Below are 12444 nucleotides of genomic sequence, written 5' to 3'. Positions count from 1 at the left end.
TATTAAGGGCGGAAAGATAGCTATAAAATGAAAAAATAATGCAATTCGCATTTTTTCTGTACTTTGACCCGGTAATTTTTAAATAGAAACTATGGATCAGATACCCGCGAAAGCGAAACATCATCGCTCACTGTTTGTGTTATTCATTACCGAAATGTGGGAACGTTTCGGATACTATTTAATGGTTGGGATCCTTTTTCTTTATCTTACGGACAATAAGACCGGCGGGAAGGGGTTTGACAACAAAACAGGCGCCGATATTGTGGGTACCTTCATCGCCCTGGTTTACCTGACTCCCTTCATCGGAGGCCTGCTGGCCGACCGGTACCTGGGCTATATCAAATCAATCTTTATAGGAGGCATTCTGCTGGCGGCCGGGTACATCGGGCTGGCCATTCCCGGTGATACCGCCATGTTTGTTTCACTGGGCCTGATCTGTGTGGGAAATGGCTTTTTTAAACCCAATATCTCGACCATCCTGGGCAATATATATAACCGCGAAGAGCTGAAGCCATTAAAGGACAATGCCTACAATATTTTTTACATGGGCGTGAACATCGGAGCGCTGTTCTGCAATTTTGCCGCAGCCTATCTGCGTAATACCTACGGATGGGGCTATGCTTTTGCTGCAGCAGGTGTAGGGCTGATCCTGGGCCTGATCTGGCTGGCAACCCAGCTAAAGCACGTAAAAGAAGGTGATATCAAAAAGCCCCTGGAAAAAGAAGACATGCCGATGTCCAAAATCCTGCTCTATGTATTTCTCCCGGCTGTTATTGCGGCAGTGATCGGGTGGGTGATCCCCGGTAACCTGTTTGGTTCAGACTCTAACGACGCCTTCATGTTCGCCTGCGTACCGGTAGTGGTCTTCTATGTAAATATCTGGCGTAAGGCAACGGGCTCCGACAAGCGTTCGATCGGCGCCCTCCTGTTCATCTTTGCGATATCGATCATTTTCTGGACGATTTATAATCAAAACTCTACCGGGCTCACCATTTGGGCCCAAACGTACACGGACCGTAAGGTAAGCGGCACCACAGAGCAGATCGCCGGCAAACTGGGTTTTCTCGAAAAAGTGACCGACTCGCTGCGGCAAACAGATAAGGTAGACGCCCGCCTGGTTTCGGTAACCGATACCAGCACCGCCATCCATGCAGTAAAAGGAAAAGACTGGTTGCTGGCAAACGGCAATCTGGTCGATTCGGCAACAAGAGTGGTGCAGGTACAGGGACCCGATCCTTATTATAATAATGTGCCCCGTTCCGAGTGGCCCAACGGGAAAACAGAACGGCTGGCCAACACCGAGCTGTTCCAGTCCATCAATCCTTTCTTTATTGTAGTGCTGACACCCATACTGGTGGGGCTGCTGATATGGCTGCGCAAGCGACGACGGGAACCCACCACTTCTGCAAAATTCGGGCTGGCCCTGTTCATCTCCGGTCTCTCTGCCCTGGCCATGGTATTCGCTGTGATGTCCGTGCCTTCCGTTTATACCAATAAAACTGCGGGTTATTGGCTGTTCATCACCTATTTTGTCTTTACGATCAGCGAAATATTGTTAAGCCCCATCGGCTTGTCGTTCGTATCCAAGCTTTCTCCGCCGCGGCTTACGGCATTGATGATGGGAGGCTGGTTCCTCTCCACCTCACTGGGTGGTAAAGTGGCCGGGGTAATGGCCAGCCAGTGGGATCACTTTACCGACAAGAAGATCTTCTTCCTGATCATCGCCATTGCCGGATTTATCGGCGGCATCTGGATCTTTGCCCGGATAAAATCACTGAATGCCATTGTAAAGGACCGGACCGGCTCTGCATAATTTTTAAGCAACCCATATTAAAAAATCACGCATCGGATTTTGTTGCGTGATTTTTTCTTTTCATAAACGATCATTTGTTATCTTTCGCCCCTGAAACAAATCTGTCATGTGGAAAAGACATCCCCGGGCCCTGCCTTTTTTATTTTTTAGTGAGATGTGGGAGCGGTTTGGCTTCTATCTGCTGCTGGGTATTTTTACTTTTTATCTTAAAGACACGGCAGGGGGATTTGGTATGGACGAAAAAGAATCGGCCTCCCTGTACGGAACCTTCATTGCGCTGATCTACTTTACCCCGTTCCTCGGGGGGCTGCTGGCCGACCGCAAAACGGGGTATTACAATTCCATTATTGCAGGCGGGCTGCTGATGGGCGTGGGCTACTGCCTCATGAGCGTGCGCTCCATCCCCATGCTGTACCTGGCCATGGCCCTGGTCATTGTGGGGAACGGACTTTTTAAACCCAATATCTCCACACTGCTGGGCAATGTATATTCCACCCCGGAGCACGTGGACAAAAAAGATGAGGGCTACAATATATTTTACATGGGCATCAACCTGGGGGCCTTCATTTGTAATTTTTTCGGAGCAGTTCTGTTCACCACCATCGGCTGGGGCGCCGCCTTTATAGCCGCTGGCGTAGGCATGTTCCTTGGGGTGCTCATCTTTATTATTGGCCGCCGGCACTTCCGGTCTTTTGATACCCGCAAGCCGCTGAAAGAGGGCGATATGTCGATGGCAAAGATACTCAGCATGGTGGTGCTGCCTGCCATTGTTTTTGGAGGCATTGGCTACTTTATAAAAGGAGTAGACGGCGCGCTTTTTGACAGCAGCAGTACCGATGCTTTTATTTTCGCCTGCTTTCCCGTAGGCGTATTTTTTGTGGCCCTTCTGCTCAGAAGCCCAAAAGACGAACGCCGCCCAATGGCAGCATTACTATCCATTTTTGCCGTGGTTATCCTGTTCTGGGCTATTTTTAAACAAAACGGCTCCGCCCTTAACACCTGGGCCAGCCGGTACACCGAGCGCCATGTAACGGGCACGCAGGGAAAGATCCTGAGCTCATTGAAGCTCACCGAAAGCATTTCGTACCAAAAAGATTCCGTTACCTTGCTCGACAACCAGTTCCGGAAGATAAAAGAAAACGGCGCCGAAGTAAAGGGGCTGGATTATCCCTCTTATTTTAAAAACATGAACCTCCGGGAAACGCCGCTGAACGAAGGTGACCAGGTGCAGGCCTGGGTGCCTTCCCTGTCCCAATCCATCAATCCCTTCTGGGTCATTGTCCTCACTCCCCTGCTGCTGGCTCTTTTTACATGGCTTCGCAAAAGGAGAAAGGAGCCCTCCACACCCACCAAGATCGCTATGGGTCTGCTCATATCGGCGTTATCGGTGCTGGTAATGGTCTTTGCTGTAAAAGCCGGCAGCAACGGTTCGGATAAAGTAAGCATCTGGTGGCTCGTAGCCAGCTACGGGATCATTACCATTGGCGAGCTTTTTTTAAGCCCGATGGGGTTATCGCTGGTGTCCAAGTTAAGCCCGTTGCGCATCACGTCCTTAATGATGGGCGGCTGGTTCCTGGCCATCTCCATAGGAAATAAACTCAGTGGCATCCTTTCCAGTAAATGGGATGCATACACCAATAAAGCGAACTACTTTTGGCTGAATTTTGTGCTCCTTTTTGGTGCGGCGCTGTTCTTTTTTGCGATTCTGAAATGGCTGAACCGGGTGATGAAAGAAAAAGGAGTGGCATAAAAAATAATCAGAAAACCGGTTTTACAGGCGCGGCGCAACAAGTACCATCCGCCAAAATCCGGATCTATAACCTACCGGGAACAATAAATAATAAATTATAAAATTTCGTATGTCTGAAAAAACTTCATTAAAACCTTTCGTTCCGGACGAGGCACGCATGGCCGAGTTCACGTTAAAATCAGTACTTACCGGCGCAGCCTTCGGGATCATTTTTGGTGCCGCCACCGTGTACCTGGCATTAAAGGCAGGGCTTACCGTATCGGCCTCTATACCAATTGCCGTAATCGCCATTACCCTGGGCCGGAAATTTTTAAAGACCACGATCCTTGAAAATAACATCATACAAACCACCGGTTCCGCGGGGGAAAGTATCGCAGCAGGTGTCGTGTTTACCCTGCCGGGATTCTTGTTTTTGAGCGACGGCAGCGGGGAGCACTTTTTTAATTATATGACCATCCTTACTCTGGCGATCATTGGGGGCATCCTCGGTACCCTGATGATGATCCCGCTCCGGAAATCGTTGATCGTAAACGAGCACAAAACCTTACCATATCCGGAAGGTACGGCCTGTGCCGATGTATTGAAAGCCGGGGAAAAAGGGGGGAACTTTGCCAAGACCGCTTTCTGGGGCCTGGGCTTTGCTTTTGTTTATGCCGTATTGCAAAAGATCATTCATGTGATTGCGGAAACGCCCACATTTGTTACCAAACAAACCAATAAGTTTTTCCCTTCTGCAAAAGTAAGCGGAGAGATCACCCCCGAATACCTGGGCGTCGGTTATATCATCGGGCCCAGGATTGCGGGCGTGCTGGTAGCAGGGGGTGTACTGGCCTGGCTGGTATTGATCCCGCTCCTGTCCTCGGTAGTAGCGCCCGAGCTCATCGCCGCCCAGTTGGTGAAATTGGGTTACCTGGCAGATCTCGGGACAGCCGGTGGCAAAGGGGGCTGGGATCCGGTTGCTAAGACCTTTGAAGACTTTTCTTCGGCCGTGTACTATGCGTACATCCGGCAGATCGGCGCGGGTGCAGTGGCCGCAGGCGGCTTTATTACGCTGGTCAAGACCATACCAACGATCATCGCTTCTTTTAAGGGAAGTTTGGGCTCCATAAAAGGCGGTGCCAAGACCGATCCATCTTCGGTAAAAAGAACCGAGCGCGACCTGAGCATGAAAGTGGTGGCGCTGGGCAGCCTGGGACTGGTAGTGTTGATCGCCCTGTTGCCGCAGATCCCGGGGCAAACCGTTTTACAAAAATTGCTGATCGGCATCCTGGTGGTGATCTTCGGCGCCTTCTTTGTAACGGTATCTTCCCGTATCGTTGGGCTTATCGGCTCCTCTAACAACCCCATCAGCGGGATGACCATCGCCACATTAATGGGCACCTGTCTGATTTTCATTGCGGTGGGCTGGAGCGGAAAAGCGTATGAGCCCATGGCGCTGGTAGTAGGCGGGTTGATCTGTATTGCGGCCGCCAATGCCGGGGCCACTTCCCAGGATCTGAAAACCGGCTATATTGTAGGCGCTACCCCCAAATACCAGCAGCTGGCGTTATTTGTAGGGGTAATCGTTTCTTCTATTGTGATCGGCCTTACGGTGAATTTCCTCGACAAGCCCACAGCAGATATGGTAGCTAAAGGCGTTACCCAGCATGCGATCGGATCAGAATTCTATCCGGCGCCCCAGGGCACCCTCATGGCAACACTGGCAAGGGGGATCCTATCCTTCAACCTCGACTGGCAGTTTGTACTGGTAGGTGTGTTTATTGCCATTGTACTGGAGCTTTGCGGGGTGAAATCATTAAGTTTTGCGGTGGGCGCTTATCTGCCGCTCTCCACCACGCTTCCCATTTTTATTGGAGGGCTGATCCGCGGAGCCGTTGATAAAAAAGCGGGCAAAGCCGCAAATCCCGAAGAAGAGGAATTGGGCCGTGGCAACCTCTTTGCCACAGGTCTGGTTGCCGGCGGTGCGGTTGCCGGTGTCATCATCGCTATTTTGTCCGGATTCGACGGGCCGGCAGCAGCATTAAAAACAGTCAACGCCGAACACGGGTTAACCACTGCATTGGGTGAAGGCGGCTATTACATATTGGGAACGCTGGCTTTCGCAACAATGGCCTTTGTCCTTTACCGGGTGGGCCTTTCCAAAAACAAAGAATAAAACAGATCTGTACATTTCAAAAGGTCACCCCGTTTTAAAATGTGGGCGACCTTTTTTATGTCCGGCATTTCCCGCTGACAGGATGGATCATACTTTTAAGACCGTCCTTTTTACAAAGGCCATTGAACGACACAGAAAAAAAACCCAGGGATCAGAAAACAGATCTGTGCCTACCCGCGTATTGGGTACGAAAAATAAAAATATTATGCGCCCGCTGACATATAGCTGTCACTACCCCGCATTTTCTTTGTAGCATTAAAACATGGAATTATGGAAAAACTGGATCTTACAAAGAAATACCGGCACTATTTCACGGCAAAGCCGGAACCGGCGCTGGTAACCATCGAAGCCGCCCATTTCCTGTCCATCACCGGCAAGGGCGATCCTTCAGGCGAATCCTTCAAAAAAAATATTGAGGCCCTGTATAGCACAGCATATACACTCAAGTTTGCATCAAAAAACAATGGCAACGACTTTGTGGTATCGAAGCTGGAGGGATTGTGGTGGTTTGATGAAAGCCGGTTCCTTGCGGATTCCGCTGCCGAAGCACCACAGAAGATTCCCCGGAGCGAATGGGAATACCGCCTCCTGATACGGATGCCCGATTTTATCACAAAGACGAAAGTACAGTCGGCCCAGGAAACAATCCTCCTGAAAAAGCGGATCATCGAAGTTCAGTACCTCGAATTGTTCAAAATGAAAGAAGGTCTTTGTGTGCAATTGCTGCACCAGGGGCCCTTTGCCACAGAACCGGAGTCATTGGAAAAGATCAGTGTATTCATGAACGATCGGAGCCTTATACGGAATGGAAAGCACCACGAGATCTATTTATCAGACTTTAATAAAACAGCTCCGGAGAAACTGAAAACGATCTTAAGAGAGCCCGTAAAATAGCCGCTCTCAATTGCCGGGCACATTCATTTTATTGAAAAAATCGCTGAAGAACAGCAGCTGGTATTTGATGGCATTCTTCCAATAGCTCCAGTCATGTCCACCCGGACGCGCTATATAGGTGTGCGGGATTTTCAATCGCACCATTTTTTCATGAAGCGCGCTGTTTGTTTCGTAAAAAAAATCATCCGCTCCGCAATCAAAAATGATGGCTACCGAATCACGCGGATATTTTTCAATGGCATCCGCCACGGTAATCTCTTTCCAGTCAAATCCGGTGGCATCCGGGTCACCGATCCATGTTTTAATACCCCATTTTTTCGCGAACGGCTTTATATCCACCCCACCGCTCATACTGCCGCAGGCACCAAAAGTTTCTGCATGGCGCAGCCCCAGGAACATACCTCCATGGCCACCCATGCTCAGGCCGGTTATGGCCCTTCCAAAGCGGCTTTTGCGTGTTTTATAATGCATGTCGATATAAGCAGGTACTTCTGTGCCAATATAGGTTTCGTACTGCACGGCCGGGTTCAGCCTGCTATTAAAGTACCAGCTATCCTTACTGCCATCCGGACATACAATCAACAGCTTGTAGCGATCAGCATGTGCTTTCAGTTCCGGCACACGGATGATCCAGTTAGCATACCAGCCATCATAACCATGCAACAGGTACACCACCGGAAAACGTTCTCCCTTTGAATAGTTCCGTGGCAGGATGACCACACAATCTGAGCTTTTTTTCATTGCCTTACTGTAAATACTCACCGTATCAACAGTAGCGGCGTTCAGGCAGGCAACATTCAAAAAAAGCAATAGCAGGAAAACAGGTTTGCGCATTTTATTCATTTTAGAGTGGCCACTTCCGTCGCAATCCGGGATGTTCCACCGCTACATAAAAGCATCGCTCTCCCGGTATGCCGCAATCAGCCGGTCTTCACCTGCTTTGCCGGGTTGTGAAATGCCGTGCTCCATTCCTAGAACACCCTTATACCCTTTCTCATGAAGCCACTTAAATACATTCTTATAATTGATCTCCCCGGTTGTCGGTTCCTTTCTGCCGGGATTGTCCCCTATCTGGATATAGGCGATCTCGCTCCAGGTAAGGTCCATATTTTTGATAAGATTGCCCTCATTTTTCTGCATGTGGTAGATGTCGTACAGGATCTTACAGGAGGGACTGTTCACCCCCCGGCATATCTCGTAGGTTTGGGCAGAAGTGCGCAGGAACAGGTCCGGTGTGTCGCTTAACGGCTCCAGCACCATCACAATCCCATTCGGTTCAAAGATCTCCGCCCCTTTTCGCAAGGCATCGATCACGTTGGCGGTCTGTACCTCAACGGGCAGGTTGCGCTGAAAATCGCCTGGCACCACCGTTACCCATTTGGCATTGCAACGCTTTGCCACTTCCACTGATTTTTTACAACCGTCCAGAAAGATATCCAGGTGCTCCTTTTTATTTGCGGCCAGTGTATTGGCGCCATTTCCACCCTTCGGCACCACAAAAACCCCCATCCGCATGTTTAATTTGGCCAGCGTTTCCCCGATCTTCGACTGCATTTCAGGCGTTCTTCCTGCCATACCATTGTCTTCAATGGAACGGAACCCCTTGTCATACATATACTTTATCTGGTCGATAAAATCCTTACCGGCGCTGTTGCTGAACATACCATCATGAGGCGCATAGTCCATATTAAAGGTCTTGTCGGCCTTTACAGCCTTGTTGGGCCGGGCCCATAAACCCGTTCCCAAACCCAGTGCGCTCACCGTTAACAGGTTGTTTTTTACGAAATTTCTTCGATTCATTGTGGCAATTTTTTTTCGAACTAAAAATAGGAAACTTTAGTAGTTATAAAAAAGATTTGGAAATTATTTTCAATTTATGATATTTTGACCCCGATTCATTATTAAACTGAAAATTTACTTAACTTCGGAACGATGAAAAAATTGATCGCAGCAGTATTGCTTTGCTCTCCGGTTGGCATTCTCGGAGCCCAGGAAAAAAAAGACAACGATTTTCAAAAATATGAACAAGACATTCCCGGATCATCTGTAAAATTCACGATGGTCCCCATTCCCGCCGGATCCTTTAAAATGGGAAGCAGTTCCGGAGACGCCGATGAAAAACCCCAGGTTACGGTCAAACTCGATGCCTTTTATATGGGTACACACGAGGTAACATTTGACGAATATGCGCTTTTTCAAAATGATGAAAGTCTTGGGCAAAATGTAGACGCCGATGCCGTTACGAGACCCACACCTCCTTATATTGATCTTACATTGGGAATGGGAAAAGAAGGCGGGTTCCCCGCCAACAGCATGCAGCAGCGCGCCGCTGTTATGTATTGTAAATGGCTTTATACAAAAACCGGGGTATTTTACCGTTTGCCTACAGAAGCCGAATGGGAATATGCCGCCCGCGCCGGCTCAGCCGGTCCTTACTTCTTTGGCTCCGATGCAAAGCAATTGGACCAGTATGCCTGGTATGCAAAAAACAGCGAAGACCGGTATCAAAAGGTAGGGCTGAAAAAACCAAATCCCTGGGGCCTTTACGATATCTACGGGAACGTGGCTGAGTGGGTGCTGGACCAGTACCAGGCCGATTACTATAAAACCTTGGGAAAACAGGCCGCCAATCCGGTACGCCTGCCTAAATCGCGGAACCCGCGCATTGTAAGAGGTGGCAATTATAAAGATGATGCCGCATCCCTGCGTAGTTCTAACCGGACCGAATCCGACCTGGTTTGGAACCGGCGCGACCCGCAGATCCCCAAAAGCAAGTGGTGGAATGCCGATGCACCCTTTGTGGGATTCCGGATCGTACGTCCGGCCAAGCAGCCCAGCCCTGAAGAAATTGAAAAATTTTTTTCAACATATATCTTATAATTTCTGGCGATTAAATACCATATCATGAATCACAAAACAACAAGAAGAGATTTTGTAAAAAACGGTTCTCTCATTGCCGGAGGGCTGCTTGCAGCTCCCGCAATAGGCAATGTAAACTTTTTCTCCGGTGCTAAAGGAGAGATCAAAATAGCCCTGATCGGATGCGGAGGCCGGGGAACCGGCGCCGTAACACAAGCCTTGTCTACAAAACAGAATGTAAAGCTGGTTGCCATGGCAGACGCCTTTAAGGATCGCCTGGATGGATGCTATAAAACCATTACTTCCGAAGAGATGGCCGCACTGAAAGGCAAAATTGATGTGCCCGAAAGCAATAAGTTCACCGGCTTTGATGCCTATAAAAAGGCCATGGCCCTTGCAGATGTAGTGATCCTGACCACCCCTCCGGGATTCCGCCCCATCCATTTTGAAGAAGCGGTAAAACAGAACAAACATATTTTTACTGAAAAACCTATGGCAACCGACCCGGCCGGCATTAAAAAAGTACTGGATGCTGCGGAGATCGCCAAACAAAAAAAACTGAACGTCGTCGTTGGATTGCAGCGCCGCTATCAGGATTCTTACCGTGCCCTGTTTGAGCGGAAGGACCTGATCGGTGAGATCATTTCCGGACAGGTTTGGTGGAACAATGCGGGGGTTTGGGTAAAACAAAGGCAGCCCCAGCAAACAGAAATGGAATACCAGATGCGCAATTGGTATTATTTCAACTGGCTCTGTGGAGATCATATCAATGAGCAGCATATCCACAATATCGATGTAATGAACTGGTTCAAGAACGCTTACCCGGTTAAAGCGCAGGGTATGGGCGGCCGCCAGGTCCGCACCGGCAAGCAATACGGAGAGATCTACGATCACCACTATGTAGAGTTCCACTATGCAGATGGTTCTATCCTGAATAGCCAGTGCCGCCATATTCCCGGAACCATGAGTAAGGTAGACGAACTGCTGGTAGGCACCAAGGGCTCCATTTACTGCGACCAGGCGGTGATCAAAGACCGTGCGGGTAAAGTGCTGTACGCTTTTGATAAGAAGAACGAACGGAACCCATACCAGACGGAGCACGACGAGCTTTTTGCTGCTATCGCCAGCGGGCAGCATAAATTTAACAACGCGGAATACGGAGCTAAAAGCACGCTTACGGCCATCATCGGGCGTTTGGCAACCTATAGCGGCCAGGTGATTGAGTGGGATAAGGCCTTAAATTCCGGTATTGATATCATGCCCAAAGAGTACAGCTTTGACGCCACACCTCCTGTGGTTCCGGACGCAGACGGATTTTATCCGATTGCCACACCGGGAAAAACCAAATACTTTTAATCCTTGCTTAAAAGCAATGGGATAAACAATGTTATTGTAACATTCTTTACCGTCATACGAACCGCCCGCCGGCTGGCAGGCGGTTCGGCATTTAGAGAACTCTGAGCAGCAAAAGATCCGGGATCCGCTTCCGGATGACCGCAGATTGCGACCAGCCCTTAGCGCGGCCTCCATCCGCCTCCGGCAGCTATGGAAGGAACAACGTTGACCCGGGTATGTTGTTGCTGTCTTTTGTTATTGTTTCAGAACAAAAAAAACCGCTTCCCGGGGGAAGCGGCCTTAATCTTCTTATCGGCAGCTGCTATACTGCAGCATTATAATGCTCCTCTACTTTCTTCCAGTTGATCGCATTCCAGAAAGCTTTTAAATAGTCGGGCCGCTTGTTCTGGTATTTCAGGTAGTAAGCGTGTTCCCAAACATCCACACCCAGGACCGGTGTGCCTTTTACTTCTGCTACATCCATCAGCGGATTATCCTGGTTGGGAGTAGAAGTCACTTCCAGTTTACCGTCTTTTACGATCAGCCATGCCCATCCGCTTCCAAAACGTGTGGCACCGGCTGTATTCAGCTTTTCCTTCAGTCCGTCCAGCGAGCCGAAAGTTTCATTGATCGCATCTGCCAGTTTTCCGGATGGAGCTCCGCCATCCGGGCCCAGGATCTCCCAAAAAAAGGAATGGTTCCAATGGCCGCCGCCATTGTTGCGCACTGCCGGTGAAATGGTACCGGCATTTTTTACCAATTCTTCAAGCGACTTGTTCGCGTGTTCTGTTCCGTCAATAGCTTTATTTAAATTGTCCACGTAAGCCTGGTGATGCTTTCCGTGATGAATTTCCATTGTTTGCTTGTCAATGTTCGGTTCCAGTGCATCGGGCGCATAAGGAAGGGCCGGTAGTGTAAATGCCATGATTCTTTATTTTTTTAATTAGTAAATAATAATACCAGATAATGGTAATGGCTTCAAAGTTAAACCATTCTTGCTGCCATTCATACGGTTGTACCGCAAAAATTCAGCCATGTGCTCCAGGCACTCATCATCATAACAAAAAATTGAAGGTATGGTTTAAACAATAAACTGTTATCAGGCACGATCTCTTTGCTCCGAAGGCCTTTTATCGTTTATTTTTAAAAAAAGCTTTCATGAGGGCCGCACACTTCTCTTCCAGCACGCCGGTAACGATCTCTGTTTTTGGATGAAAGGGGGTGGTTGCCGGCTTCACGCGGCTAAAACCATTCTTTATATCCGAAGCACCCCATACCACGCGGCGGAGCTTGCTCCAGTAAAGTGCACCGGCACACATGACGCAGGGCTCTACGGTAACAAAAAGCGTGGCATCCGGCAGATATTTGGCATTGAGGAAACTGAATGCAGAAGTTAACGCGATCATCTCTGCATGTGCGGTAGGATCGTTCAGTTTTTCCGTCATATTATATCCCCGTGCAATGATGCGATCATTCTGCACCACTACAGCCCCGATGGGGATTTCGTCTTCCTCAAATGCCCGTTGCGCCTCTTTCAGCGCCTGCTGCATAAAATATTCATCCGTCATTGATCTGCTTTGAAGCGATAAAATTAGAAATAACAAACGAGAATGCGGGAATCCATACTCTAAAGCGTTG

10 protein-coding genes are annotated in these 12444 nt (G+C 49.0%); 6 read left to right on the top strand and 4 right to left on the bottom strand.

Annotated features, from left to right (window positions below):
• The first annotated feature begins 91 nt into the window (after positions 1-91).
• The 4 genes from B160_RS0119795 (at position 92) to B160_RS0119780 (ending at position 6612) form a co-directional block, all read left to right on the top strand.
• Complete coding sequence (locus B160_RS0119795; protein WP_018629670.1) at positions 92-1813, top strand: peptide MFS transporter; 1722 nt, start codon at positions 92-94, stop codon at positions 1811-1813.
• Between the two features lie 106 nt (positions 1814-1919).
• Entirely contained in the window at positions 1920-3563 is a 1644-nt protein-coding gene (locus B160_RS0119790; protein WP_018629669.1) for a peptide MFS transporter, read from the top strand.
• 109 nt (positions 3564-3672) lie between these two features.
• A complete protein-coding gene (locus B160_RS0119785) occupies positions 3673-5718 on the top strand; it encodes an OPT family oligopeptide transporter (protein ID WP_018629668.1) in 2046 nt (681 codons plus the stop codon).
• Positions 5719-5988: 270 nt separating this feature from the next.
• Entirely contained in the window at positions 5989-6612 is a 624-nt protein-coding gene (locus B160_RS0119780; RefSeq protein WP_018629667.1) for a GyrI-like domain-containing protein, read from the top strand.
• Between the two features lie 6 nt (positions 6613-6618).
• Here the strand turns inward: B160_RS0119780 and B160_RS0119775 are convergent, their stop codons facing one another.
• Together B160_RS0119775 and B160_RS0119770 are read right to left on the bottom strand one after the other, a co-directional pair.
• A complete protein-coding gene (locus tag B160_RS0119775; RefSeq protein ID WP_018629666.1) occupies positions 6619-7446 on the bottom strand; it encodes an alpha/beta hydrolase in 828 nt (275 codons plus the stop codon).
• A 51-nt stretch (positions 7447-7497) separates the two neighbouring features.
• Positions 7498-8412, bottom strand: coding sequence for a hydroxypyruvate isomerase family protein (locus tag B160_RS0119770; RefSeq protein ID WP_018629665.1), 915 nt, complete (start codon positions 8410-8412; stop codon positions 7498-7500).
• Between the two features lie 132 nt (positions 8413-8544).
• On the opposite strand from B160_RS0119770, the gene B160_RS0119765 reads away from it, so the two are divergent.
• Positions 8545-9492: a formylglycine-generating enzyme family protein gene (locus tag B160_RS0119765; RefSeq protein WP_018629664.1), complete on the top strand. Its 948-nt coding sequence runs from the start codon at positions 8545-8547 to the stop codon at positions 9490-9492.
• A 24-nt stretch (positions 9493-9516) separates the two neighbouring features.
• Complete coding sequence (locus B160_RS0119760; RefSeq protein WP_018629663.1) at positions 9517-10827, top strand: Gfo/Idh/MocA family protein; 1311 nt, start codon at positions 9517-9519, stop codon at positions 10825-10827.
• A gap of 301 nt (positions 10828-11128) precedes the next feature.
• Here B160_RS0119760 and B160_RS0119750 read toward each other — a convergent pair whose 3' ends face one another.
• Both B160_RS0119750 and B160_RS0119745 read right to left on the bottom strand, forming a co-directional pair.
• Positions 11129-11731, bottom strand: a complete 603-nt coding sequence (locus B160_RS0119750; RefSeq protein ID WP_018629661.1) for a superoxide dismutase — start codon at positions 11729-11731, stop codon at positions 11129-11131.
• A 205-nt stretch (positions 11732-11936) separates the two neighbouring features.
• Positions 11937-12374 (bottom strand): nucleoside deaminase, encoded by a 438-nt coding sequence (locus B160_RS0119745; protein ID WP_018629660.1) that lies wholly within the window; start codon positions 12372-12374, stop codon positions 11937-11939.
• Positions 12375-12444: the final 70 nt, after the last annotated feature.

Source organism: Niabella aurantiaca DSM 17617, from assembly GCF_000374125.1.
Lineage (GTDB): Bacteria > Bacteroidota > Bacteroidia > Chitinophagales > Chitinophagaceae > Niabella > Niabella aurantiaca.
This window is presented reverse-complemented; position numbering and strand designations above follow the sequence as displayed.